Origin of the sequence: Kitasatospora sp. NPDC101155 (assembly GCF_044768305.1) — a bacterium.
Classification (GTDB): domain Bacteria; phylum Actinomycetota; class Actinomycetes; order Streptomycetales; family Streptomycetaceae; genus Kitasatospora.
In genome coordinates this window covers 1-23,912 of record NZ_JBIWPN010000022.1, presented here as the reverse complement: position 1 = coordinate 23,912, position 23,912 = coordinate 1, and the positions used below count along the sequence as shown (strand labels likewise).

The following is a 23,912-nucleotide window of genomic DNA, read 5'->3' as shown; positions in this document are numbered from 1 at the left end:
TTGCGCGTACTGCTGACCGGACACCAGGGCTACCTGGGCACCGTGATGGCCCCGCTCCTCGCGGCCGCCGGGCACGACGTCGTCGGCCTTGACGCGGGCCTGTTCGCGGACTGCGTCCTCGGCCCGACGCCCGCGGACCCGCCGGGGCACCGGGTGGACCTGCGCGACGTCACGGCCGAGCACGTGGCCGGGGTGGACGCCGTGATCCACCTGGCGGCGCTGTCCAACGACCCGCTGGGCTCGCTGGCGCCGGACCTCACCTACGACATCAACCACCACGCCTCCGTACGGCTGGCGAAGCTGGCCCGCGACGCCGGGGTGCGGCGCTTCCTGTACGCCTCCACCTGCTCGGTCTACGGCGCCGCCGGCGGCGACGACCTGGTGGGCGAGGACGCCCCGCTGCGCCCGGTGACGCCCTACGCGGAGTCCAAGGTGCGGGTGGAGGACGACCTGCACGAGCTCGCCGACGACGACTTCACCCCGGTGTACATGCGCAACGCCACCGCCTTCGGCTACTCGCCCCGGCTGCGCGCCGACATCGTGCTGAACAACCTGGTGGGCCACGCGCTGCTGTCCGGCGAGGTGCTGGTGCTCTCCGACGGCACCCCCTGGCGCCCGCTGGTGCACGCCGCCGACATCGCCCGGGCCTTCGAGTCCGCGCTGACCGCCCCGCGGGAGGCGGTGCACGACCGGGCCTTCAACATCGGCAGCGAGGTCAACAACGTCACGGTCGCCGAGATCGCCGGGCAGGTCGCCGAGGCGGTGGACGGCTCGCAGGTGCGGATCACCGGGGAGAACGGCGCCGATCCCCGCTCGTACCGGGTGGACTTCTCCCGGTTCCGCGCCGCGCTGCCCGGCTTCGACTGCGAGTGGACGGTGAAGCAGGGCGCACTCGAACTCGCCGACGCCTACCGGAGGTTCGGGCTGACCCGGGAGGGCTTCGAACGCAGCTTCACCCGGCTGGCCGTGCTGCGCCGGGCGTCCGAGGCCGGCACCGTCGACGACACCCTGCGGTGGCGCCGGTGACCACGCCCGGCGAGGAGATGTACGCGCTGGTGGAGCGGCTGTACCCGCTGTGCCGGAGCATCACCGGCGACGGTGTGCGCGCCACCCTGGACATCATCGGCGAGTACGTCCCGCTGCAGGTGCACGAGGTGCCGACCGGGACGCAGGTGCTCGACTGGACGGTGCCGCAGGAGTGGAACATCCGGGACGCGTACATCGCCGACACCGCCGGCAACCGGGTCGTCGACTTCGCCGCGTCCTCCCTGCACGTGCTCGGCTACAGCGTGCCGGTGGCGGCGACCATGCCGCTGACCGAGCTGCGCGCCCACCTGCACACCCTGCCGGACCACCCGACCTGGGTGCCGTACCGCACCAGCTACTACACGCCGGACTGGGGGTTCTGCCTGGCCCAGGAGACCTTGGACGCCCTGCCGGACGGCGAGTACGAGGTGCGCATCGACTCCACGCTCGCCGACGGCCACCTCACCTACGCCGAGCACGTCGTCCCCGGGCAGGTCGCCGACGAGGTGATCGTCTCCTGCCACGTCTGCCACCCGTCGCTGGCCAACGACAACATGGCTGGCGTCGCGGTGGCCGTGTTCCTGGCCCGGGAGCTGGCGCAGCGGTCGCCGTACTACACCTACCGGTTCGTCTTCGCGCCCGGCACCATCGGGGCGATCACCTGGCTGGCCCGCAACGCGGAGCGGGTGGAACGGGTCAAGCACGGGCTGGTGCTGGCCTGCGCCGGCGACCCGGGCCACCTGACGTACAAGCAGAGCAGGCGCGGCGACGCGGAGATCGACCGGGTGCTGCGGCACGTCCTGGCCGCATCCGAACGCCCGCACCGCGTCACCGAGTTCACCCCGTACGGCTACGACGAGCGGCAGTACTGCTCGCCCGGGTTCGACCTCGGCGTCGGCTCGCTCAGCCGCACCCCGTACGCCGGGTACCCCGAGTACCACACCTCGGCGGACAACCTGGACTTCGTCAAGCCGGAGGCGATGGCGGACACCCTCGCCGTCTGCCGCGAGGCCTTCGCCGTGCTCGACCGCAACCGGCGCTACCTCAACCTCAGCCCGTACGGCGAGCCGCAGTTGGGCCGGCGCGGGCTCTACGACTCGCTCGGCGGGCGCAGCGACGCCAAGGAGGCGCAGATGGCCATGCTCTGGGTGCTCAGCATGTCCGACGGCGCGCACAGCCTGCTGGACGTCGCCGAGCGGTCCGGGCTGCCGTTCGACACGGTCGCCGTCGCGGCCGGCGCCCTCCGGGGCGCCGGGCTGATCAAGGCATGACGCCGATGACCACCGAGGGGGTGAAGACGGTTTCCCCGACGGACCCGCCCGCCCAGCGGTCCGCCAAGCGGGGCGTCCTCAGCCGGGTGTCCTGGGGGCTGGCCGACCAGGCGGTCACCAGCATGATCAACTTCGCGGTGGGCATCTACGTCGCCCGCGAGCTGGGGGTGCACGCGTTCGGCGTGTTCAGCCTGGCCTGGCTGACCTACGGCGTGGTGCTCAACGTCTCCCGCGGGCTGGCCACCGACCCGCTCATGGTGCGCTTCAGCGGCGTGCCGGAGGCCGCCTGGCGCGCGGCGGCGGCCCGGTCCTCGGGGGCCGCCCTCGCCGTCGGCACCACCCTCGGCGCGGTGTGCCTGCTGGTCGGGCTCGGCCTCGGCGGCGACGTGGGGCCGGCGTTCGCCTGCCTCGGCGTCGCCCTGCCGGCGCTGCTGCTCCAGGACTCCCGGCGGTTCGCGTTCTTCGCCGCCGGCACCGGGCAGAAGGCGTTCGCCAACGACCTCGTGCAGGGCGTCGCGCTCGTCCCGGCCATGGTGGTGGCAGCCCGGGTGGGCACCGTGGCCGCCTTCCTGCTGGCCTGGGGCGCAGCCGCGGCAGCGGCGGCCGGGTACGGCTTCCTCCAGTCCGGCGTCCGACCCCGGGTGACCGAAGCCCGCGGGTGGCTGCGCGAGCAACGCGACCTCGGCTCCCGGTACCTGGTCGAGAACGTCAGCCTCAGCGGCGCCGGCCAGCTGCGCGCGTACGGGCTCGGCGCGATCGCCGGGGTCGGCGCGGTGGGCGCCGTCCGGGGCGCCGAACTCCTGCAAGGCCCGTTCCTGGCTCTGCTGATGGGGCTGTCCCTGGTCACCGTGGCGGAGGCGGCCCGGGTGCTGCGCCGGACGCCTCACCGGCTCGGCCGGTTCTGCTTCCTGCTGGGCGGCGGGCAGGCCGGCGCCGCGCTGCTGTGGGGCACCGCGCTGCTGCTGATGCCGGACCGGGTCGGCGAGCTCGTCCTCGGCGACGTCTGGCACACCGCCTCGCAGCTCATCCTGCCCGCCACGCTCGGCGTCGCCGGCGCGGGCCTCGGCAGCGGCGCGGCGGCCGGGCTGCGCGCGCTCGCCGCGGCCCGGCGCAGCCTGCGCTGCCAGCTGTTCGCCTCCGCCTGCTACCTCGGCGGCGGGCTCGGCGGGGCGGCCCTGGCCGGCACGGTCGGCTCCGCCTGGGGCGTCGCCTCGGCGACCGCCTGCGGCTCGGCGGTGTGGTGGCTGCAGCTGCGAGCCGCCCTGCGCGAGCACCACCGCAATGTGAGTACCACCGCAGTCATCCCCGAAGTGAGGACGCCATGACCGCCGTTCCCCGGTTGAGCATCGGGCTGCCCGTCTACAACGGCGAGGAGTACCTCGCCGAGTCGCTCGACGCCCTGCTCGGCCAGACCTACGAGGACTTCGAGCTGGTCATCACCGACAACGCCTCGACCGACGCGACCCAGGACATCTGCCGCAAGTACGCCGCGCGGGACTCGCGCATCCGGTACCTGCGGCTGCCCCGGAACATCGGCGCCGCGCCGAACCACAACTACGTCTTCACCCAGTGCCGCGGCGAGCTGTTCAAGTGGGCCTCGCACGACGACCTGTACGCCCGGGACCTCCTGCTGCGCTGCGTGGAGGCGCTGGACGAACGGCCGGAGGTGATCCTCGCGCACTCCGGCCAGGCGGTCATCGACGAGAACAGCCGGGTGAAGGTCCCCTACGAGTACGGGCTCGCCACCGACTCGCCGTACGCGCCGGAACGCTTCCGCAGCCTGCTGTTCGAGCCCGGTGGCGACGACTTCTACGGGGTGATGCGGGCCGACGTGCTGCGCCGGGTGAAGCCGCACGACAGCTACCACCACGCGGACCGCACGTTCGTCGCCGAGATCACCCTGCACGGGCCCTTCCACCAGGTGCCGGAGCTGCTGTACTTCCGCCGTGACCACCCCACCCGCGCCGAACGGGCGAACCCCTCCAAGCGCTCCCGGTGCGTCAACCTGGACCCGCGCCGGGCGGGCCCGCTGCACCCGACGCCGCGTCTGCTCGCCGAGTACGTCTGGGGCTTCGCCTCGGCGATCCGGCGGGCGCCGCTGTCCCTGGACGACCGGCGCGCGTGCCGCCGCCACCTGGTCTCGTGGATGACCAGCCGGGTGCGGCCGGGCGCCGGCGAGCGGGTCGAGGACCGCGCTCCGGTCGAGCCGGCCTCGCTCACGGTCTCCGTGGACGACCTGGTGGCCGGACGCGAGGGGAGGCGGGCATGACCTCCGGGGACCGAACCCCCGTGCGCGTCGGGGTGTTCGGCCTGCTCGGCTCCGGCAACCTCGGCAACGACGGGTCGCTGGAGGCCGTGCTCGGCTACCTGCGCACCGAGCACCCGGAGGCCGTCGTGGACGCGCTCTGCGGCGGGCCCGAGGTCGTCACCGCCCGGTACCGCATCCCCGCGACGCGGCTGCACTGGTACCGCGGGGAGTACCGCACCGCCTCGCGGGCGGGCGCGATCCTCGGCAAGGGGCTGGGCAAGCTCGTCGACGCCGTGCGCACCGCCGCCTGGGTGCGCCGGCACGACGTGGTGATCGTCCCGGGCATGGGCGTCCTGGAGGCCACCCTGCCGCTGCGGCCGTGGGGCTTCCCGTACGCGCTGTTCCTGCTGTGCGCCTCCGGCCGGCTGTTCGGCACCAAGGTCGCGCTCGTGGGCGTCGGCGCCGCCCCGATCCGCGACCGGGCCACCCGGGCCCTGGTGCGCCGGTCGGCACGGCTGGCCGCCTACCGCTCGTACCGGGACGCCCTGTCCCGCGACGCGATGCGGGACATGGGCGTGGACGTCGCGCGGGACGAGGTCTACCCGGACCTCGCCTTCTCCCTGCCGACGCCGCCCGCTTCGGTTCCCTCGGACGGGCGGGTCTGCGTCGGCGTCATGGACTTCCACGGCGGCAACGACGACCGCGCCCGGGCCGAGGAGATCCACCGGCGCTACCTCGACGGGACGACCCGCTTCGTCCGCGCGCTGGTCGAGGACGGCCGGCCGGTGCGGCTGCTCACCGGTGACGAGGTCGACGCGACGGTGGTCGCCGCGATCATCGAGGCGGTGGACTCCCCGCTGGTAACCGCCTCCCAGGCGGCCTCGCTGGCCGAGCTGATGGAGGAGACGGCAGCCGCCGACACCGTGGTGGCGACCAGGTACCACAATCTGGTCTGCGCGCTGAAGGTCGGCACCCCGACGCTCGCCCTGAGCTACGCGGCGAAGAGCGACGCCCTGATGGCCCAGATGGGGCTGGACACGTACTGCCACCCGGCGCGCGAGGCCGACGCCGACCGGCTGATCGAACAGTTCCGGGAGCTGGAGAAGCGGTCGGCGGAGCTGCGGCAGACCCTCGCCGAGCGCAACCTGGCGGCCGGCCGGCGCCTCGATCACCAGTTCACCGCCCTGACCGCGGCCGTCTTCCCGGCCGCCGACCACGCCCCACGGGAGACCTCATGAAGGTGACCGAAGTCCCGGCGATCGCCGGCGCCTACCTGTTCGAACCAACGCCGTACGCCGACGAACGCGGCTTCTTCTGCCGCACCTTCGACGCCGAGGTGCTCCGCTCGGTGGGCCTCGACCCGAACGCCTTCGTCCAGCACAGCGTGTCCCGCTCAGTGAAGGGCGTGCTGCGCGGAATGCACCTGCGCTCCGGCGCCGGCGAGGCCAAACTGGTGCGCTGCTCGTACGGGGAGGTCTTCGACGTCGTCGTGGACCTGCGCCCGGACTCGCCGACCTACCGCAACGCGGCCTTCTTCGAGTTGTCCGGCGAGACGCAGGTCAGCGTGTACATCCCGGCGGGGTGCGCGCACGGCTTCCAGGCGCTGACCGACGCCGACGTCTCGTACCGGATCGACCGCCCGCACGACCCGGCCGAGGACGTGACGATCGCCTTCGACGACCCGGAGCTCGCCATCCCCTGGCCGCTGCCGGCCCTGTCGATGTCCGAGCGGGACCGGGAGGCACCGAGCCTCGCCGAGGTCCTGCGTTCTGAGGAGAACTGATCCCCATGGCCGTTGACGACTTCCAGCTCCCCAAGTCCCGGGCAGTCAACGAGCGGCTGCACGCCCTGATCCCCGGCGGCGCACACACCTACGCCAAGGGCGACGACCAGTACCCCGAGCACCTCGCCCCGGTCATCAGCCACGGCCGCGGTGCCCACGTGTGGGACGTCGACGGCAACCGCTACGTCGAGTACGGCTCCGGGCTGCGCTCGGTCAGCCTCGGCCACGCCCACCCCCGGGTGACCGAGGCCGTGCGGCGGGAACTCGACCGCGGCAGCAACTTCGTCCGGCCGTCCCTCCTCGAACTCGAGGCCGCCGAACGCTTCCTGGCCACCGTGCCCACCGCCGAGATGGTGAAGTTCGCGAAGAACGGCTCCGACGTCACCACCGCCGCCGTCCGCCTCGCCCGCGCCGTCACCGGGCGCGCGCTGGTGGCGATCTGCGCCGACCACCCGTTCTTCTCCGTCGACGACTGGTTCATCGGCACCACGCCGATGGACGCCGGCATCCCTTCGGCGATCACCGACCTCACCGTCTCCTTCCCCTACGGGGACCTGGCCGGGACCGACGAACTGCTCACCCGCCACCGGGGTGAGATCGCCTGCCTGATCCTCGAACCCGCCGGCCACACCGAGCCCGCCCCCGGCTACCTCGCCGGCCTGCGCGAACTCGCCGACCGGCACGGCTGCGTGCTGATCTTCGACGAGATGATCACCGGCCTGCGCTGGTCCGAGGCCGGCGCCCAGGGCCTGTACGGCGTCGTCCCCGACCTCTCCACCTTCGGCAAGGCCCTTGGCAACGGCTTCGCCGTCTCGGCGCTGGCCGGGCGCCGCGACCTGATGGAGCGCGGCGGGCTGCGCGGGGACGGCGACCGGGTGTTCCTGCTCTCCACCACCCACGGCGCGGAGACCCACGCGCTGGCCGCCGCGATGGCCGTGCAGGCCACCTACGTCGCGGAGGGCATCACCGCCCGGCTGCACGCCCTCGGCGAGCAGCTGGCCGCAGGCGTCCGCGAGGCCACCGCCTGCACGGGCGTCGGTGACCACCTCGTCGTCCGGGGCCGGGCCAGCAACCTGGTCTTCGCCACTCTCGACGAGAACCGGCAGCCGTCGCAGCAGTACCGCACCCTGTTCCTGCGCCAGCTCCTCACGGGCGGAGTGCTGGCCCCGTCGTTCGTGGTGAGCAGTGCACTCACCGAGGCCGACATCGCCCACACCGTCGACGCGGTGGCGGCGGCCTGCGCGGTGTACCGCAAGGCCCTGGACGCCGGCGACCCCACCCCCTGGCTGGGCGGCCGCCCGGTGAAGCCGGTGTTCCGGCGCCGCGCCTGAATCACCGCTTCTCCACTACCCGATCGACGAGCCAGGCGGCCGCCGGTACCACCGCCAGCGCGGTGCACCACCCACCCAGCACGTCGGTCGGGTAGCGCGTGCTCCGCGTGACCTGCGCCCAGCCCGAAAGAACGCGGGCGCGTCGCCGGACGTGACCAAACGTCGGTACAACCAGCCGGAAGCGGCCGTACGCTGTGCGGATGGAGCGAGCTGCAGTGACTTCGTTTCGTGCGGTGGTCTTCGACTTCTTCGGCGTCCTGACGTCGAACATGGTCGAGGTCATCACGTGGTTCGAGAACCGGGAGCGGATCGCCCCGGGGACGTTCCTGCGTGCCTGGTCCGACCCCCGGGGGCAAGACCTCTTCCAGAATCTCGAACTCGGCCGGATCAGCCAGGAGGACTGGAACACCGGGTTCGCGGCCCTGATGGGCGTGAAGCCGGACAACCTGCTGGCGAGGTGCCTTCACGACGCTTTTCCGGCGTACCAGGTTCTTCAGGTCGCGCGGCAGGCCCGTGGGGCGGGGGTGCGGACGGCGGTACTGTCCAACAGCCTCGGGCGGCAGCCCTACGACCCGTACGCGGGTTTCGACCTGCACGGCACCTTCGATGCGGTGGTGCTGTCGGCGGAGCATGGTGTCCGCAAGCCCGAACCCGAGGCGTTTCAGGCCGTACTGGAGCGCCTCGGTGTCAGCGCCGAGGAGTGCCTGTTCGTGGACGACAGTGAGGAGAACCTCGTCGCCGCCCAGCGGCTCGGCTTCACCCCTTTGCTGGGGCTGGACGAGGACGTGGTCGTCCGGCGGCTACGCGAGCTCCTGCGCCTGCCCGGCTTCTAGGAAGTCGCGGACTCCTGCGTGGGCGGTGTGCGGAGCCAGTTTCTCGCGCAGACCCCGCAGTTGGGATTCGGAGCGCGCGGAGTCGACCGCTCCGAGGCAGGCGGCGGCGTGCCGGCCCGTTGCCACGGCCGCGTCCAGGTCGTGCAGTGCGAGGTGTGCCTCCGCGGCGCGGGCGAGGTAGATGGCGTGGCTGCGGGGGTACTGCTCGTCACCCGGGTACGCCTGCATGCCAGCCTCGAACCGCCGCAGGGCCTCGGCAGGGTCTCCCAGTTCCAGAGCGGAGGAGCCGGCGATCATCTCGATCTCGCCGTAGTCCACCCAGTAGAGGAAACCGGGGTCGTCCTCGCGCCGTCCCTTGTCCAGCGCTGCGTGTGCCAGGTGAAGCTGGTGCTTGGTCTCCTTCCTCGCTCCGTCCTTCGACCACGCGCGGGCGGCGCGGGCGGCGAGCATCGCCTCCATCCGCGGGGTGCTACGGCCGCGCACCTGGGTCCGGGCTGTGTCCACGAACGACACCGCCCGGCCGGCCAGGCCGGGGGAGGAGTAGCACTGAATGGCGGCGAAGGACAGCGTGTAGGCGCCGGCGATCACATCGCCGCACTCGGCGGAGGCCCGCAAGGAGACATCGAAGTAGGACTGGGCGAGGCCGACGCGGCCCTGATCGAAGGCCGCCCAGCCGACCTGGCGGGCGGCCTCGGTGGTGATCGCGTACAAGCGCGACAGGTGGTCGCCCTTGTAGCGCCCGGACTTGATCGCTGCCACTGCCAGGGCAAGGTCGCTGCGCGCGGCCGTGAAGACCTCGCCGCTGCCGAGCTCGTCATCCACGCGGCGCAGGAGATTGAGCCGGCCCTCCAAACCTGCCATCAGGGACGAGCCGTCCACATGCCTGGCCCGTGGCTCCAGGAGAGTGCGCCCGATGGCCGTGACCCAGTTGTCCGTTGACGCTGTCAGGGCAACGCCGGCAGCGAGGAACCCTCGGCGATCCACTCGTCTTCCTTCCATCAGGCTCGTGAGAACCGCCAGAGTCGCTCCGGCCCGGTTCCAAGAAACCTCCACAACTGCGGTATCCGCAAGGGCGGCGGCGAAGTCTCCGCCTGTGGCGAGGACTCTGTCGTAGGCGGCGGCCACCGACTCGGTCACCCGGCGGTTGCCGTTCTCCACGTTGCGCAGGTACGCCACACCGAACCCGCTCGCACGGGCGAACTCGGCCCAGTTCATGCCGGAAGCGCGGCGGGCTTGCCTCATATCGTGACGCAGTTGATCGGGCATCAAGGCGCTCCTCGGGGATGGGATCGCTTTTGGATCGTGCCACAGCATTGTCTCCACAGCGCTGGCGGTGTGTGATCGATCCCGTACAGATCGCAGTCGTTGCCGTCTGGTCGCCTGGAGCCGGAGCGTTGACCCCGGCGTGCACCGGTCCGTCCGCGCCTGCCTGAGTTCACGTCAGTGTGGGGCAGCGGAAGCCATGCCCATGCCTCCCACCGGGATACCGTTCTGAGGTACTTCGCCATGCTCAAAACCTGCTCTGCGGCCCGCCGCCCCTGCTCGTTCGCCGTGCGCCTCGACTCCCGCGCGGACTTGACGCCCCTCGCGCGGCACCTCCTCCGGGCGTACCTCGCCGGCCTTCCCGCGGGTGATCGCTACCGCGATGTGGCCGAACTCCTCCTCGGCGAGCTGTTCGCCAACGCCGTCCAGCACTCCGACGCACCCGCCGACCGCCCCATCGAGATCCGCTTCGCCCTCATCGGCGATCGCCTGCGCCTGGAGGTCCACGACGCCGGCAGCGGACGTCCCTCTCTCCGCCGTTCCAGCACCGACAACGAGCGCGGGCGCGGCCTCTTCCTCGTCAACGAGCTCGCCGAGCGCTGGGGCTGCTGCCCTCAAGCCGTCGATATCGGGAAGTTCGTCTGGGTCATCGTCGCCCCCACCCCCGTTCCTGTCATCTGAAAGCGCGCCGTCGATGCAGCCGCCTCTCGCCGCCCTCGCCTGGCACTCCCTCGCTCGCGGCTCCACCGCAGCCGAGACCTACGCCCTCCTCGCCCGCCGCGGCGGCAAGCCACTCCCCGCCGCCCGCGCCGTCTGCCTCGCCCTCGACATCCCCCTCGCCGAGACCACGCGCCGCCTGAACGACTGCTACGACGCCCTGCTCGCCGACCCGCCCCCGGTGGCGAGGCCGATACCGGTGAACTCCTGGAAGCCCTCGGCGTGTTCGACGTCCCGAAGCACCTCGGTGCCCGCGAGCTGGCGGTCGTCGACCTCTTCCTCACCGCCATCGACGCCATGGGCGGAATCCGCGCCGGACACCAGCACGGGCTGGGGCGCTGGTTCACCACGGGCAACCTCATCACTGCCTACCTCTCCCTCGCCGCCGCCCAACCCCTTCCCCGCACCGGTGACCCCGTCCAGTACTGGACCACCCTCGTCCGAGCCGGCGAACTCCTCGCCGCCGCCCCCGATCCGGACCCGCGCATCAAGTACGCCCTCACCCAGTGCCGCACCAACGCCACTCGCGCAACCAGCACGTAATCGCAGGAGGTCGGCCCCGCTGACTTCCCGTGCACGACCTCCTCCAGGCGAACACGTTGAGTACGACGAAGGTTCAGATGCGCACCGTCCCAGGAAGGACCCCACAGCCGTGACCAGTTCACTTCCCACCCCCTCCGACCGTCTCGAAGTCCTCGAAGCCGCCACGCTACGCCTGGCGGAGACGACCCCGCCGATGCTCTCACCGGAGCACCGCGCCGCGATGGACCACGTGTGGGCGAAGGCCGTTCAGGCGAACCCGGACCTGTTCGACGGCCCGGCGGTGGTGTGCACCGCCACCGGGTACGACGGCGACACCCTCGTCCTGTCCTGGGCCCCCGTGACCTACCGGCACTTCGCGCTGCGCCGCGTGCCGGGGGCACCTCGGGTGTCGTCGGTGTTCGTGACCATCGCGCAGCCGATCGACGCGGGCGGCCTGGTCGTGGGCCGCATGTCCGCCTCGACCGCAGCGCCCGGCCGCTGGCAGTTGCCCGGCGGCAACGTGGAACCGCCCGTCGGTACCGGAGTCCTGGACGAGACCGAGTTGCGCAGCCAGGCGTGCCGGGAGCTGGCCGAGGAGGTCGGTGTGCACGCGACGCCCAAGGACCTGACGCTGTGGGCCGTCACCCGAGGGGAGAACGGCAACATCGGCGTGCACTACGAGGCGCCCCCGCTGCCGCAGCAGACCGTGCGCGAGCGGTACGAGGCGCTGGTGCGGGCGGAGAGCGCTGCAGGCCGCACCCCGGAGCTGGACCGGATCACCGTCGTGGACGGTGCAGCCACCCGGTTGGCGGACCCGCAGGCGGACTACCTCGAAGCCCTGCTCCACCGTTACCAGGCGAGGACCCATGAGTGACACCCGCGCCCCGCGGTGGATCCTGGAGGCGGCGGGGGAACTGCTGGCGGCCGAGCAGTCGGGCCTGCCCACCGCCCCGCTGGCCCAGAGCCGTCCCGGGCTGACACTGGAGCAGGCGTACCGCATCCAGGCGGCGGCGATCAGCAGCCGCCTGGACGGAGGGGCGTGCCCCGTCGGTCACAAGATCGGCCTGACATCGGCGGCGATGCAGGAGCAGATGGGGGTGAGCGAGCCGGACTCCGGCATCCTCCTGGAGGACATGGCGTTGCCGAGCGGCGGCGAGCTGCCCACAGCGGGCCTGCTCGCTCCCCGCATCGAAGCCGAGATCGGCCTGCGGCTCGGCCGCGACCTCCACGGCGACGACCTGGACGACCAGGCGGCCCGCGCAGCCGTGGCCGAGGTGTTCCTCGCCCTCGAAGTGATCGACACTCGGTACGGGAACTGGGGGATCACCCTGGAGGACAGCGTCGCCGACAACGCCTCCGCCGCCCGATTCACCACCGGCGCACCCGTCCCCTTCCAACCGGACATGAACCTGGGCCGGGTCTTCGTCACCGTCCGCGTCGATGACCAGCTGACCTGCGCCGGATACGGCCGAGACGTCCTCGGCGACCCGATCAACGCGCTCTTGTGGCTGACCCGCCGCCTCCACGGCCTCGGCACCGGCCTGCGCGCTGGTGACCTCGTCCTTCCCGGATCGATTCACGCGAGCATCCCGCTGCGCCCCGGCACGCTGGTCGAGGCGTCCTCGCCCCAGCTTCCCGCCGTCCTGCTGCGCTCGACCTGACCGCGGCCCGCTCTGGCACGCACCTTCACACCACTCCCTTCCTCTGGAGCACCCCCATGCCCTCGCACCGCACGATCGGCGTCGCCGTGCTCGGCGCCGGACTGATCGGCCTCGACCTGCTGGACAGGATCCGCCGCTCGCCCTGGCTGGAATGCCGCCTCGTGGCGGGCCACCGGCAGAACCTCGGCCTGACCCGGGCGGCCGAGACGGGCCTGCTCACCACGACCGGCGGCATCACCGCACTGGTGGAGTCCATCGACGGCATCGACGTGGTCTTCGATGCCTCCAACGCCGATGCCCACGCCGAGCACTGGCACCACCTGGAGCCCACAGGCGCCCTGCTCGTCGACCTGACCCCCAGCAACCTCGGCACGGCGACCGTCCCCACCGTCAACGGCGCCGACGCGCCGTCCGGGCGCCACATCAGCCTGATCAGCTGCGGCGGCCAGGCCGCGATCCCGCTCCTGCACGCCATCGCCCAGCACCGCACCCCCCACTACGTGGAGCTGGTTTCCACCGGTGCCGGCCGCAGCGCCGGCCGGGCGACCCGGCTGAACCTGGACGAGTACATCGATACCACCCAGCGGGCAGCCCACCACTTCACCGGCGCCCCCACGGCGAAGGTGCTCGTCAACCTCAGCCCCGCAACCCCGCCACCGCCCTTCCGCGTCACGCTCACCGCCCTCGTCGACGCTCCCGACCCCGCCACGATCCTTCCGCTCGTGCAGGCCGCCGCCCAGCGGGTCCGAGCCTTCGCCCCCGGCTACGCGGTGACCGCCCTGGAGACGGTCCACGACCGCGTCACCGCCACGGTGGAGGTCACCGCGACCGGAGACCGCATCCCCGCCCACGCCGGGAACCTGGAGATCATCAACGCCGCGGCGATCCAGGTGGCCGAGCTGCGCGCAGACGCCCACCACCCCGAAGGAGCCCGCTCATGACCGGCACCCCGACCCGCATCCAGCTCCACGACCCCACCCTGCGCGACGGCCACCACGCCGTTGGCCACCAGCTCTCGCGCGAGCAGTTGTCCGCTTACGCCGCTGCGGCCGACCGGGCTGGCGTACCGGTCATCGAGGTCGGCCACGGCAACGGGCTGGGCGCCTCGTCCCTGCAGATCGGCCTGGCGAGACTGAGCGACACCGAGATGCTCGCCGCAGTGCGAGACGTCCTCACCAACGCCCGCATGGGCGTCTTCATGGCCCCCGGGTGGGGCACCGGCGACGACCTGCGCCTGGCCGTCAGCGCCGGCGCGCAGGTCGTACGGCTGGCCGCGCACTGCACCGAAGCCGACGTCACCGAACGCCACCTGGGTCTGCTCGCCGAGTGGGGCGTCGAGGCGCACGGTGTCCTGCTGATGAGCCACATGGCCAGCTCCGGCCAACTGGCCGAGCAATGCGCTCTGTTGGCCCGCTTCGGCGCGCAGGCGGTCGGGATCTACGACTCCGCCGGCCACTACCTTCCCCACGACGTGGCCGCGCGCATCACCGCGATCACCGAGGCCGTCGACCTGCCGGTCATCTTCCACGGCCACAACAACCTCACCATGGCCACTGCCAACTCGGTCGCCGCCGTCCGGGCCGGAGCCACGATCATCGACGCCTGCGCTCGCGGGTTCGGCGCCGGAGCGGGCAACACCCAGATCGAGGCGCTGGTCCCGGTCCTGGAACGCCTCGGCTACACCACGGGCATCGACCAGCACGCCCTGTTCGAGGCCGCCGACCTCGCCGAGCAGCGGCTGATGAAGGCCCCACCGACGACCGACTCCGTCGCCGTGATGAGCGGCCAGGCGGGCGTCTTCTCCGGCTTCAAGACCCGTGTCCTCGACGTCGCCGCCCGCGAAGGCATCCGCCCCGGCGACCTGTTCGCTGCGCTCGGCCGCCGCCAGGCGGTCGCCGGACAGGAAGACCTGATCCTCGAAACGGCCTCCCAGCTCAAGGAGCACATCATGCCCGAACACAACCAGCCCACCCCGGCGATCCACCCCCGCCTCCACGACCTCCTGCTACGCGAACTGCGGATCGAGCCCGACGCCTTGGACCCGGCCGCGACCCTGGACGCGATCGGTCTGGACTCCCTGGCCGTCGTGGAACTGTCCGTGCTGCTGACCGAGGAATTCGGCAAGCCGGTCACCGAGGACCAGATCACCGCCCTGCGCACCCTGGAGAACCTGAACCGCTTCTTCACGTCGACCAGCCAGAAGGGATGACCGAGGCCATGACCCTCTCCCCGCACCGGCGCCTCGGCCCGGCCTGGTTCATGACCCCCGCCACCCGAGCCGACCGGTACGCCTCCGCCCTCACCTGCGACGCCGACGTCGCGCTGGTCGACCTCGAAGACTCCGTCGCCGCCGACGCCAAGGACCAAGCCCGGCGTGACGCCCGGGCGTTCTTCGCCCAGGACGGAGGTCGCTGCGTCCTGGGCATCCGCGTCAACGCCCTCTCCACCCTGGACGGCACCAAGGACCTCGCCGCCATCGCCGCCTACCCCCGCAAGCCCGACCTGATCCTCCTGCCCAAGACCGAGACGGCCCGCGACATCGCCCTCCTGGCCGCCGTCCTCGGCACCCCCGCCTACACCCCGATGCTCTTCGCCCTGATCGAGACACCTCGCGCCGTCGACCGCCTCCCCGAGATCCTGGCCGCGCCCCGACTGTCCGGCGCCGTCTTCGGGTCCGCCGACTACGCCCTCGAACTCGGCACCCACACCGGGTGGGAAGCGATGCGCCACGCCCGGCACTCCATCGCCAACAGCTGTGCCGCCGCCGGCCTCATCGCCATCGACACCCCGTACTTCGAACTCAACGACACCGCCGGCCTCACCGCCGAGGCCCACCGCGCCAAAGGGATCGGCTTCCACGGCAAGGGCGCCATCCACCCTCGCCAACTGCCGCACATCACCGAGGCGTTCCGCCCCACCGACGACGAGATCGCCGAAGCCCGGGCGATCGTCACCGCCGCCGAGCACAGCGGCGACCACATCACCTCCGTCGACGGGCACATGCGCGGCACCCCCTTCTTCACCCGGGCGCGCCGTCTCCTCGCCGGCCTCGACGAACCGCAAGAGCAGCAGCGGTGAGCGCCGACCTGCCGCAGGGCTACCGCCGCACCGGCGAGAACCGGGTACGGGAGGTCGTCGGACTCGGCTACCACGACCTCACCGAGGGCCTGACCATCGAGCACCGACCCGGCCGCACCGTCACCGAGGCCGACAACACCCTCATTACCACGCTCAGCGGCAACGCCGCCCCCATCCACCTCGACGCCGCCTACGCCACCCACACCGAGTGGGGCCGCATCCTCGTGTGCAGCGCCCTCACCCTCTCCATCGTCGGCGGCATGTCCGCCCGCTCCGTCAGCGCCCTCACCACCGCCAACCTCGGTCTGACCGACGTGCAGTTCACCCACCCGGTCTTCGTCGGCGACACCCTCTACGCCGAAACAGAGATCACCGGCCGACGCCCCTCCAAGAGCCGCCCGGCCAACGGCGTCGTCTCCTGCCGCACCCGCGGCCTCAACCAGGACGGCCAGCAGGTCACCTCCTTCACCCGCGCCTTCCTCCTCCCCATTGACCCCCACCCCATCCGCACCCTCACCAACTACTAGACGGGCGCGCCATGAATCACGAACCCACCTTCGTCCAGGCCGACGACAGCCTCACCCAGGAGTACGACGAGCTGGCCGCCCGCAGCTTCGGCCACCCCATCGGCGACATCACCCACCTGCACGGCCGCGCCGACATCCGCGTCGCCGTCCGCTCCGGCAAGGTCGTCGCCGGCGGCCTCGGCCTGCTCATCCCGCAGTACTTCGGCGGCTCCCCGGTCCCCAGCGCCCTCCTCGCCGCCGGCTGCGTCGCCCCTGAAGAACGCGGCGGCCGCCTCGCCGCCCGCATGATCCACGAACGTCTGCGCCCCCTGCGCGAACGCGGCGCCGTCATCTCCACCATCTCCACCCTCTCCAACGGCCGCGCCCGGCACCTGGGATGGCAGGCACCCGCCCTGGTCCACGCCCACGCCGTACGTGCCGACGACCTCAAACGCTCCTTCACAGCCGGGGACTTCCACATTGAACACGGCGACGGACCGGGCACCCACGCCCTGCAACGGAACCTCGCCCGCCGCTGGAACGCTCCCCTCGAACGCCCCACCTGGTGGCAGGACTGGAAGAACGCCAAGAACAACCTGACCACCTACCGCTTCCACCGCTCCGGCCAGCCGACCGCCGGATGGCTCTCCCTCACCACCAACCGACGAGAGCGCCACGGCACCGACCTCACCGTCCACGACTTCTGGGCAGACGACCACGACTGCGCCGCCGCGATGCTCGCCTTCCTCGGCCGCCACTACAGCCGCACCGAGACCATCCACTTCCGCCGCGGAGCCCTCCCACCCGCACCCCTGCTGCTGCACAGCCTCCACCGCTACCAGGTCACCACCCAAGCCTGGCACCCCTGGATGCTGCGCATCCTCGACCCCCAAGGCGCGGTACGCCTGCGCGGCTGGCGCCACGACATCGACCTCGAACTGCCCATTGAGATCGGGCAAGCAGCCCCCCGCACGACGCCCCACCGCTATCTGCTGCGTATCCGCGCCGGCACCGGCGACCTCACCCCCACCCCGGACGAAGGCCACGTGACCTTCACCACCGGCCAGTTCGCGGTGTGGTACGCCGGAGGCTGGCGCAGCCCCGAGACAGCCCGACTCTCCGGCGTCCACACCCGTTCCGACGCTGCCCTCGCCGGGCTTCTCAAGGCAACAGCCGGTGAGGCCCCCTGGCTGCCCGACCACTTCTGAGCCCACGGAAGAAGGCGATCCGGCGGCTGGCCTGACCAGGGCCTGTCCGGCGGATCTTGCCGGGCGCGCGAAGATCCGCCGGACAGGCCCTACCGCCAGCTCTGCCGCCGCCGGTCGGCCACCCGGTCGACCAGCCAGGCGGTCGCCGGTATCACCGCCAGCGCGGTGCACCAGCCGCCGAGGACGTCGGTCGGGTAGTGCGCGCCCAGCGCGACCTGCGCCCAGCCCATGGCGGCGCCGGCGACCAGCGCCACGGCGAGTACGAGCAAGGCGGCGGCCGTCCCGCCGAGGCCGAGCCCGCCCCGGCCTCGGCGGCGAGCCGCGAGCATCGCCACCGTGAGGGCGAGCGCGGTGAGGAAGGCGGTGTGCCCGCTCGGGTAGGACAGGTTCCCGCCGTGGATGGTGCGTCCCACCAGGTGTTTCAGCAACGTGGCCGTCCCCACGGCCGTGCCGACGCCCGCGACGACGAACGCCGCCGCGCGAGGGCGCCGAAGCACCAGGCAACCCGCCACGGCGGCCACGGCCAGAGTCACGGCTCCCACCGGCTCCCCCAAGGAGTCCATGGCCAGGGCGACGGACCGCCACGGCGGCCCCACACCGTCCACCGCCGCCCCGATCCGCGCGTCCACCCGGCCGGGCTCGCCCTCGCCGGCATACCGGATCCCGAGCCCGGCGACCACCAACGCGGCGAAGGCCGCGACCAGCCCGAGCCACCCGCGCAGCGACGGGGGCAGCACCGCGGGTGCCGGCCGGCCGGTCACACGCCCACCACGTCCGGTCGACCCGCGGGCTCCGGCCAGGCGATCCAATGCGAGCCCCCCATCGTGTCCCCCCACCCTCCAGCGACCACAACGGCCCCACGGATACCCGCTCCCGGTTGTCGACCCGACCGAAAATCCGGTCGCGGCAAACCCCTGACGGACAGTCACTGGGCTTGAACAGCACCCTGCTTCACCACACCCCCGGAGCCGGACCCATGGTACTGGCGTACGGCGACATCCGAGCAGTGCCGGCACCGCGCGAACACCCGGGCGAGAACCCCGCGGTGGCTACAGCAGCATCGCCTCGAACTGGAACTCCGGTGCGGTCAGTGGTTGCTCCGACCAGATGACCTTGCCGCGGGCCGTGTACCTGGTCCCCCACCGCTCGGCCAGCTGGGCCACCAGGAACAGGCCCCGGCCACCCTCGTCCATGGTGGCGGCGTAGCGCAGGTGGGGGGCGGTGCTGCTGGCGTCGGAGATCTCGCAGACCAGGCTGGTGTCGCGCAGCATGCGCACGTGGATCGGCTGGGCGCCGTAGCGGAGGGCGTTGGTGATCAGCTCGCTGAGGATCAGCTCGGCGGTGAAGGTCAGTTCCTCCAGTCCCCAGGCGGTCAGCTGGTCGGTGCACGCGTTGCGGATGCGGGAGACGGCGGCGAAGTCGTCGGGCACGTCCCAGCTGGCCACCTGGTCGGGCGCGAGCAGTCGCGTGCGGGCGACGAGGAGGGCGATGTCGTCGCTCGGACGCGACGGGACCAGCGCGTCGAACACGGCCCGGCAGATCTCCTCCGGGGACCTGTCCGCGTGGGCGTCGGCCAGGGAACGGTGCAGCGCGGCGAGTCCGTTCTCCAGGTCGCGCTCGCGGCCGGTGACGAGTCCGTCGGTGTAGAGCACCAGTGCGGTGCCGGGTTCCAGCTGGAGTTCGGTGCTCTCGAAGGGCAGGCCGCCCACGCCGAGCGGCGGGCCGGCGGGCAGGTCGACGAACTCCACGCTGCCGTCGCTGCGGACCAGGGCGGGCGGCGGGTGGCCCGCCCGCGCCATGGCGCAGTGCCCGGAGACCGGGTCGTAGATCACGTACAGGCAGGTGGCGCCCGCGATCGCCAGCTCGCCCTCACCCTCGATGTCACCCTCTCCCTCCCCTGCCTCGCCCTGGTCGAGTCGGGCGATCAGTTCGTCGAGGCGGCCGAGCAGCTCGTCCGGGGGCAGGTCGAGGGCGGCGAAGTTGAGGACGGCGGTGCGCAGTCGGCCCATGGTGGCGGCGGCGTGCAGGCCGTGGCCGACGACGTCGCCGACGACCAGGGCCACGCGGAAGCCGGGCAGCGGGACGACGTCGAACCAGTCCCCGCCGACACCCCGCTGCGCGGGCAGGTAGCGGTAGGCCACCGCCAGGGCGTTCTGCTCGGGCAGCCCGCGGGGCAGCAGGCTGCGCTGCAGCGCCTCGGCCATCCGGTGTTCGCGGGTGTAGCGACGGGCGTTGTCGAGGCACATCGCCGCGCGGGCGACCAGCTCCTCGGCGAAGGAGACGTCCTCCGGCCCGAACGGTGCGGACTCCCCCGCACGCCAGAAAGTCACCGTGCCCAGGGTCAGGCCGCGCGCCTTGAGCGGCGCGGAGACCAGCGAGTGCACCCCGTACGCGAGGATCCGGTCGGCGGTCTGCGGGTCGCGTGCCCACCAGGCGTGTGCCTGGCGCAGGTCCGCCACCAGCGAGGCGCGCCCGCTCCCCAGGGCGGTGGCCTCCGGTGTGCCGGGCAGCGGGCTGATCTGCGAGCCCACCGGGTAGAACGGCCGGTCCTCGCGGATGCCGTCGGCGGCCACCCGGCGGATCCGCGGGCCCCCCGCGACGCCCGTGCCCGGGAGCGGCTCGTCTCCGCGCAGCACCGCCTCGGCCAGCTCGACCGTGACGAAGTCCGCGAAGCGGGGAACCGCCACATCCGCCAGTTCCTGGGCGGTCCGCACGATGTCCAGGGTGGTGCCGACCCGCAGCCCGGCGTCGTAGAGCAGTTTCAGCCGGGCCCGCGCCGCCTCGGCCTGCCCGGCCAGCGCCCGCAGCTCGGTGGTGTCCCGGATCGTCGCGACGCTGCCGGGCCCGCCGCCGAACGGCGCCGTGGGGCGGCTGCTGACGGCGAGCAGCCGGTCCTCGGCCAGGTGCACCTCGTCGGTGGCGGCCCGCCCCGACACCAGCAGCTCGGCCAGCCCGGGGTCGAGCCCCAGCTCGGTGACCGGCCGCCCCTCCACCTCCGGTGCCAGCTCCAGCAGCCGCCGGGCCTCGTCGTTCGCCAGCAGCGCCCGCCCGTCCCCGCCGACGATCAGCACGCCCTCGCGCACCGCGTGCAGAACCGCGTCGTGGTGGTCGTACATCCGCGTCATCTCGGCCGGGCCCAGGCCGTGCGTCTGGCGGCGAAGCCGCCGCCGCACCAGCACCGCCCCGCCCGCCCCTACGGCGAACGCGGCCACCGCGCCGCCGAACAGCACCGGCAACTGCCCGCTCACCGCACTGCCCGCGTGCGCGACGGTGTAGCCGACCTGGACCAGGCCGGCGACCGAACCGTCCGGCCTGGTGACCGGCGCGCTGCTCTCCACGACCCGTCCGATGGGCGCGGTGAAGCTGATGGTGATCGGCCCCTTGAGGGCCGGCTGGTACGGGCCGATGAGGCGCTGCCCGATCAGCTCGGGCTGGGCGGTCTGGGCGTAGCGGATCCCCTCGGGGCTGGCGATCACGACGTAGTCGAAGCCGCCCTTCTTCGTGATGTCCAGGGCCAGCGGCTGCAGCACCGCGGTCGGGTCGGCGCTGCCCAGAGCGTCCACCACCGTGGGGACCTGCGCCAAGGTGACGGCCGCGGCGCGCGTGCGGTGCACGGCATCACTCGTGGCGTAGTTGCGGGCCTGCAGGATGAGCGTCGTCAGGGCCGCGCCGACCAGCAGCACCACCACGACCAGCAGCCACAGGAACACCTGCCCGGCGACACTGCGCACCCGCAGCCGCGAGCGCAACCGATCCCTGGCGGACCGGTGCTCCCCCGGTCCGCCGGGTCCCGTGCCCCCGGTGACATGGCTGTCCACTGTGTGCATGCAGGCCGTCCCCGCGCTTCCGGCCCCCCACCTACACGCTGCCACCCGGCCCGGAGATGCGCATACCCGAAGCCGCTGGAGGGCCGGGTGGACCGCCGGGCCAGCCCGAGCACCCGCTGACCGCGGGCGCGCGGGGAGCAGCGCACGGGGTCAGCGGACGGACGCCCCGCCGTCCACGGTGAGCAGGGCGCCGTTGACGTAGGAGGCGGCGTCGGACACGAGGAAGGCCACGGCCTCGGCGACCTCGTCGGGCAGTCCGGCCCGGCCGGCGGGGGTCATGGCGAGGATCTCGCCGCGGTCCTCGTCGCTGAGCGCGGCCTGCACGCCTTCGGTCTCGGTCACGCCCGGGAGGACGGCGTTGACCCGTACGCCGGCCGGGCCGTACTCGGCCGCCCAGATCCGGGTGAGCTGGTTGATCGCGGACTTGCTCGAACCGTAGGCGGTGGCCCCGACCACGGCCTTGCCGGCCGCGAGGGAACTCACGTTGACGATCGCGCCGCCGCCCTTGTCGACCATGGCGGGGACCAGCTCGGCGGCCAGGAAGAAGGGCGCCTTGACGTTCACGTCGAAGACCTGGTCGAAGACCTCCTCGGTGGTGTCGGTGGTACCGGCGAACGGGTAGATGCCCGCGTTGTTGACCAGGATGTCGATGCCGCCGGTCAGCCGCCGCGCCTCGCGGGCCAGTCGGCGGGCGGCGTCCGCACTGCCCAGGTCGGCCTGCACGAAGTCGGCCTTCCCGCCGGCCGCGCGGATCTCCCGCACGGCCTGCTCTCCACGGGCGGCATCGCGGCCGGAGACGACCACGTGCGCGCCCCGCTCGGCCAGAACCTGCGCGACCGCTCGGCCGATGCCACTGGTCGCACCGGTGACCAGGGCGGTCGAACCATTCAGCGACGGAGCCATGAGAACTCCTCGAAAGCCGGTTTGAATCACCTTCACCGACCTACAACCACTGGCCCGGAAAGCCCATTCCGGTCCGAGTGGGAGGTCGAGCAGCCGGTCCCGTGCGCTGCCCTCACGTTCGCGTACTGACGCGCGGCCCGGGCACCAGGACGGCCTCGTGCCGGAGCACCGCGGCACAGTGCACCAACAGCTCATCGCAGAGCACGGGCCAGGTCCGGTGGAGCACCGAGCGTCGGGCGGCGGCGCCGAATCGGCGGCGGCGGTCGTCGTCCGCGAGCGCCAGGACGGCCGCGCGCAGCCCGTCGACCGAGTCCACCGGGTAAAGGTAGCCCACCAGATCGGTCTGGAACACCGCGACCGTGGGCAGCCGGAGTCTGCGCGCCGCGGTCAGGGCGGCGGCCCCCACCACGAACGGGGAGGCCAGGTGCACCACGTCCGGCCGGAAGTCACGGATCGCGGTGAACACCTTGCGGGTGGGCAGTCCGATCGGCAGTGACTTGACCGGGGGCAGCCGCACCGAGGGCACCCGCACCACACGGGTACCGCGGTAGGCGTCGGCGCCGGGCCCCGGGGCGATCACCAGTGCCTCGTGACCGGCTCGGTCGAGATGCTCCAGTACCCGGAGCACCGAGTTGGTGACCCCGTTGACCTCGGGCAGGAAGGACTCGGTGGCGATCGCGACCCGTAGCGGAGCCACGGGAAGCCGCGTGGCAGCGGACGGGTCGTCAGGTGTCGTCTCACACCTGCGAGCGGGCGGGCCGCGCTGATGGTGCCTCAGGTCGTCGCGATCATCCACGTCACCTTCCCCGCGCACGAGCGCGGCAGGGTCTACGCCGGCTACGGGGCGATGGTCGGGCTGGCCGGGGTCTGCGGACCCCCGCTGGGCGGGCTGCTCGTGGCAGGAGACCTGTGCGGCCTGGGCCGGCGGCCGATCTTCCTGGTCAACCTGCCGGTCGGGGCGGCGGGCCTGCTGCCGGGCCGGCGCTGGCTGCGCGAGTCGAGGGCACCGGACGTCCCGCGGGCCGACGCCGGCTCCGCGTCCGGCCTCACCAGTACCAACGTGCAACTCGGCAGCGCGATCGGCAGCGCGCTGGTGACCTTGGCCCTGCTCGGCCCGATGGGGCGGGGGTCGGCCATGGACACCCAGGCATTCTCCACGGCGTTCCAGCGCATCCTCGTCTGGGTCATCGGCTTCATGGCGGCGATGTTCGCCCTGATGTTCGCCTTGCCGAAGAACGCACGAGACGGTGACGGAGCGCGGCGCGCATCCGCGTGTGACGTGGGCCTCAGCCCGGGAAGATCGCCTGCGCTCAGAGCACGGGCGGCGACTCGGCCAGTGACGGACAAAACGGGCAAACCCTGACATAAACCGTGAGCCTGCTCACACCGGAAACGGCCTACGACCCGCGATAGTGGCCGCCACCGACACCACCCGCGACCTCATGCCGCAGCATCCGCCCAGCTCAGCCTGGTGATCGACCACACCACGCGCCCCGCGACCGGCCCCGGCGAACCCGTGGTCTACGACAGCGGATCGTAACAACGGGGTCTTGTCGGAAACCGATCCCACCTGGCAACAATTGCTGCAACAAGCCCCACCGGCTCCTGTCCCTCCGGTGAACGGCTCATCGCCGAGTCGCCCCCCGCGACCGTTCGGCCCCTGTCCGGCCACGGTCCAAGGCGGGGAGCGACCCGGCCCAACCCGATTGAGGTCCAGGTCTATATGCCCACGTTC

23 protein-coding genes and 1 pseudogene are annotated in these 23,912 nt (G+C 72.4%); 19 read left to right on the top strand and 5 right to left on the bottom strand.

The genetic code is table 11. The annotated features are described in order from the left end of the window. The 8 genes from ACIRYZ_RS28095 to ACIRYZ_RS28060 all read left to right on the top strand — a co-directional run bounded on the left by ACIRYZ_RS28095 (nucleotide 1) and on the right by ACIRYZ_RS28060 (nucleotide 8,492). Nucleotides 1-1,026, top strand: a complete 1,026-nt coding sequence (locus tag ACIRYZ_RS28095) for an NAD-dependent epimerase/dehydratase family protein (RefSeq protein ID WP_402949242.1) — start codon at nucleotides 1-3, stop codon at nucleotides 1,024-1,026. Beyond that, on the top strand, nucleotides 1,014-2,297 hold the full coding sequence (locus tag ACIRYZ_RS28090; protein WP_402949239.1) for a DUF4910 domain-containing protein: 1,284 nt from the start codon (nucleotides 1,014-1,016) through the stop codon (nucleotides 2,295-2,297). The genes ACIRYZ_RS28095 and ACIRYZ_RS28090 overlap by 13 nt, the downstream gene beginning before the upstream one ends. Nucleotides 2,298-2,302: 5 nt before the next feature. Next, on the top strand, nucleotides 2,303-3,622 hold the full coding sequence (locus ACIRYZ_RS28085) for a hypothetical protein (protein ID WP_402949448.1): 1,320 nt from the start codon (nucleotides 2,303-2,305) through the stop codon (nucleotides 3,620-3,622). Further along, complete coding sequence (locus ACIRYZ_RS28080; RefSeq protein ID WP_402949237.1) at nucleotides 3,619-4,566, top strand: glycosyltransferase family 2 protein; 948 nt, start codon at nucleotides 3,619-3,621, stop codon at nucleotides 4,564-4,566. Before ACIRYZ_RS28085 ends, ACIRYZ_RS28080 begins: the two co-directional genes overlap by 4 nt. Next, nucleotides 4,563-5,783: a polysaccharide pyruvyl transferase family protein gene (locus ACIRYZ_RS28075; RefSeq protein ID WP_402949234.1), complete on the top strand. Its 1,221-nt coding sequence runs from the start codon at nucleotides 4,563-4,565 to the stop codon at nucleotides 5,781-5,783. Before ACIRYZ_RS28080 ends, ACIRYZ_RS28075 begins: the two co-directional genes overlap by 4 nt. Next, nucleotides 5,780-6,328 (top strand): dTDP-4-dehydrorhamnose 3,5-epimerase family protein, encoded by a 549-nt coding sequence (locus tag ACIRYZ_RS28070; protein ID WP_402949232.1) that lies wholly within the window; start codon nucleotides 5,780-5,782, stop codon nucleotides 6,326-6,328. The genes ACIRYZ_RS28075 and ACIRYZ_RS28070 overlap by 4 nt, the downstream gene beginning before the upstream one ends. Nucleotides 6,329-6,333: 5 nt before the next feature. Continuing rightward, nucleotides 6,334-7,659 carry a glutamate-1-semialdehyde 2,1-aminomutase gene (locus tag ACIRYZ_RS28065; RefSeq protein ID WP_402949230.1) on the top strand — a complete coding sequence of 442 codons (1,326 nt, stop codon included), beginning with the start codon at nucleotides 6,334-6,336 and terminating at the stop codon, nucleotides 7,657-7,659. A 215-nt stretch (nucleotides 7,660-7,874) separates the two neighbouring features. Further along, nucleotides 7,875-8,492, top strand: coding sequence for an HAD family hydrolase (locus ACIRYZ_RS28060; RefSeq protein WP_402949227.1), 618 nt, complete (start codon nucleotides 7,875-7,877; stop codon nucleotides 8,490-8,492). Here the strand turns inward: ACIRYZ_RS28060 and ACIRYZ_RS28055 are convergent. Continuing rightward, entirely contained in the window at nucleotides 8,460-9,758 is a 1,299-nt protein-coding gene (locus tag ACIRYZ_RS28055) for a helix-turn-helix domain-containing protein (RefSeq protein WP_402949224.1), read from the bottom strand. The two genes, ACIRYZ_RS28060 and ACIRYZ_RS28055, sit on opposite strands and share 33 nt — an antisense overlap. Before the next feature lie 240 nt (nucleotides 9,759-9,998). Between ACIRYZ_RS28055 and ACIRYZ_RS28050 the strand changes: the two genes are divergently transcribed. From ACIRYZ_RS28050 to eis, 10 genes and pseudogenes are all read left to right on the top strand, one after another. Further along, a complete protein-coding gene (locus tag ACIRYZ_RS28050; RefSeq protein WP_402949221.1) occupies nucleotides 9,999-10,436 on the top strand; it encodes an ATP-binding protein in 438 nt (145 codons plus the stop codon). Nucleotides 10,437-10,694: 258 nt separating this feature from the next. Next, nucleotides 10,695-11,015, top strand: a complete 321-nt coding sequence (locus tag ACIRYZ_RS28045; RefSeq protein ID WP_402949220.1) for a hypothetical protein — start codon at nucleotides 10,695-10,697, stop codon at nucleotides 11,013-11,015. Nucleotides 11,016-11,124: 109 nt separating this feature from the next. Then, a complete protein-coding gene (locus ACIRYZ_RS28040; protein ID WP_402949217.1) occupies nucleotides 11,125-11,868 on the top strand; it encodes an NUDIX hydrolase in 744 nt (247 codons plus the stop codon). Beyond that, the gene (locus ACIRYZ_RS28035) at nucleotides 11,861-12,655 is read left to right on the top strand and encodes a 2-keto-4-pentenoate hydratase (protein ID WP_402949214.1); all 795 of its coding nucleotides are present in this window, start codon (nucleotides 11,861-11,863) and stop codon (nucleotides 12,653-12,655) included. The genes ACIRYZ_RS28040 and ACIRYZ_RS28035 overlap by 8 nt, the downstream gene beginning before the upstream one ends. Nucleotides 12,656-12,711: 56 nt before the next feature. After that, a complete protein-coding gene (locus ACIRYZ_RS28030; protein ID WP_402949212.1) occupies nucleotides 12,712-13,596 on the top strand; it encodes an acetylating acetaldehyde dehydrogenase in 885 nt (294 codons plus the stop codon). Then, nucleotides 13,593-14,591 (top strand): annotated as a pseudogene (gene dmpG / locus ACIRYZ_RS28025) (4-hydroxy-2-oxovalerate aldolase); the annotation flags it as partial. The gene ACIRYZ_RS28030 and the pseudogene dmpG, both read left to right, overlap by 4 nt. 12 nt (nucleotides 14,592-14,603) lie before the next feature. Then, nucleotides 14,604-14,864, top strand: a complete 261-nt coding sequence (locus ACIRYZ_RS28020; RefSeq protein ID WP_402949445.1) for an acyl carrier protein — start codon at nucleotides 14,604-14,606, stop codon at nucleotides 14,862-14,864. After that, complete coding sequence (locus ACIRYZ_RS28015; RefSeq protein ID WP_402949209.1) at nucleotides 14,861-15,733, top strand: HpcH/HpaI aldolase/citrate lyase family protein; 873 nt, start codon at nucleotides 14,861-14,863, stop codon at nucleotides 15,731-15,733. Before ACIRYZ_RS28020 ends, ACIRYZ_RS28015 begins: the two co-directional genes overlap by 4 nt. Further along, the gene (locus ACIRYZ_RS28010) at nucleotides 15,730-16,260 is read left to right on the top strand and encodes a MaoC family dehydratase (protein ID WP_402949207.1); all 531 of its coding nucleotides are present in this window, start codon (nucleotides 15,730-15,732) and stop codon (nucleotides 16,258-16,260) included. The genes ACIRYZ_RS28015 and ACIRYZ_RS28010 overlap by 4 nt, the downstream gene beginning before the upstream one ends. 11 nt (nucleotides 16,261-16,271) lie before the next feature. Beyond that, on the top strand, nucleotides 16,272-17,447 hold the full coding sequence (gene eis, locus ACIRYZ_RS28005) for an enhanced intracellular survival protein Eis (protein ID WP_402949204.1): 1,176 nt from the start codon (nucleotides 16,272-16,274) through the stop codon (nucleotides 17,445-17,447). Between the two features lie 89 nt (nucleotides 17,448-17,536). Here the strand turns inward: eis and ACIRYZ_RS28000 are convergent, their stop codons facing one another. The 4 genes from ACIRYZ_RS28000 to ACIRYZ_RS27985 form a co-directional block, all read right to left on the bottom strand. Further along, nucleotides 17,537-18,208 (bottom strand): phosphatase PAP2 family protein, encoded by a 672-nt coding sequence (locus ACIRYZ_RS28000; RefSeq protein ID WP_402949201.1) that lies wholly within the window; start codon nucleotides 18,206-18,208, stop codon nucleotides 17,537-17,539. Nucleotides 18,209-18,496: 288 nt separating this feature from the next. Further along, a complete protein-coding gene (locus tag ACIRYZ_RS27995) occupies nucleotides 18,497-21,274 on the bottom strand; it encodes a SpoIIE family protein phosphatase (RefSeq protein WP_402949199.1) in 2,778 nt (925 codons plus the stop codon). A 150-nt stretch (nucleotides 21,275-21,424) separates the two neighbouring features. Continuing rightward, nucleotides 21,425-22,177 (bottom strand): SDR family NAD(P)-dependent oxidoreductase, encoded by a 753-nt coding sequence (locus tag ACIRYZ_RS27990; protein ID WP_402949196.1) that lies wholly within the window; start codon nucleotides 22,175-22,177, stop codon nucleotides 21,425-21,427. A 112-nt stretch (nucleotides 22,178-22,289) separates the two neighbouring features. Further along, on the bottom strand, nucleotides 22,290-22,874 hold the full coding sequence (locus ACIRYZ_RS27985; protein ID WP_402949194.1) for a glycosyltransferase: 585 nt from the start codon (nucleotides 22,872-22,874) through the stop codon (nucleotides 22,290-22,292). A gap of 69 nt (nucleotides 22,875-22,943) precedes the next feature. On the opposite strand from ACIRYZ_RS27985, the gene ACIRYZ_RS27980 reads away from it, so the two are divergent. Continuing rightward, a complete protein-coding gene (locus tag ACIRYZ_RS27980) occupies nucleotides 22,944-23,540 on the top strand; it encodes an MFS transporter (protein ID WP_402949192.1) in 597 nt (198 codons plus the stop codon). Nucleotides 23,541-23,912: the final 372 nt, after the last annotated feature.

Bases quoted from the DNA above. Each gene is read 5' to 3' on its own strand.
- ACIRYZ_RS28085 (WP_402949448.1), top strand. From the start codon at position 2,303: ATGACCACCGAGGGGGTGAAGACGGTTTCCCCGACGGACCCGCCCGCC.
- ACIRYZ_RS28080 (WP_402949237.1), top strand. From the start codon at position 3,619: ATGACCGCCGTTCCCCGGTTGAGCATCGGGCTGCCCGTCTACAACGGC.
- ACIRYZ_RS28075 (WP_402949234.1), top strand. From the start codon at position 4,563: ATGACCTCCGGGGACCGAACCCCCGTGCGCGTCGGGGTGTTCGGCCTG.
- ACIRYZ_RS28070 (WP_402949232.1), top strand. From the start codon at position 5,780: ATGAAGGTGACCGAAGTCCCGGCGATCGCCGGCGCCTACCTGTTCGAA.
- ACIRYZ_RS28065 (WP_402949230.1), top strand. From the start codon at position 6,334: ATGGCCGTTGACGACTTCCAGCTCCCCAAGTCCCGGGCAGTCAACGAG.
- ACIRYZ_RS28055 (WP_402949224.1), bottom strand. From the start codon at position 9,758: ATGCCCGATCAACTGCGTCACGATATGAGGCAAGCCCGCCGCGCTTCC.
- ACIRYZ_RS28050 (WP_402949221.1), top strand. From the start codon at position 9,999: ATGCTCAAAACCTGCTCTGCGGCCCGCCGCCCCTGCTCGTTCGCCGTG.
- ACIRYZ_RS28035 (WP_402949214.1), top strand. From the start codon at position 11,861: ATGAGTGACACCCGCGCCCCGCGGTGGATCCTGGAGGCGGCGGGGGAA.
- ACIRYZ_RS28030 (WP_402949212.1), top strand. From the start codon at position 12,712: ATGCCCTCGCACCGCACGATCGGCGTCGCCGTGCTCGGCGCCGGACTG.
- ACIRYZ_RS28020 (WP_402949445.1), top strand. From the start codon at position 14,604: ATGCCCGAACACAACCAGCCCACCCCGGCGATCCACCCCCGCCTCCAC.
- ACIRYZ_RS28015 (WP_402949209.1), top strand. From the start codon at position 14,861: ATGACCGAGGCCATGACCCTCTCCCCGCACCGGCGCCTCGGCCCGGCC.
- eis (WP_402949204.1), top strand. From the start codon at position 16,272: ATGAATCACGAACCCACCTTCGTCCAGGCCGACGACAGCCTCACCCAG.
- ACIRYZ_RS27995 (WP_402949199.1), bottom strand. From the start codon at position 21,274: ATGCACACAGTGGACAGCCATGTCACCGGGGGCACGGGACCCGGCGGA.
- ACIRYZ_RS27990 (WP_402949196.1), bottom strand. From the start codon at position 22,177: ATGGCTCCGTCGCTGAATGGTTCGACCGCCCTGGTCACCGGTGCGACC.
- ACIRYZ_RS27980 (WP_402949192.1), top strand. From the start codon at position 22,944: ATGGTGCCTCAGGTCGTCGCGATCATCCACGTCACCTTCCCCGCGCAC.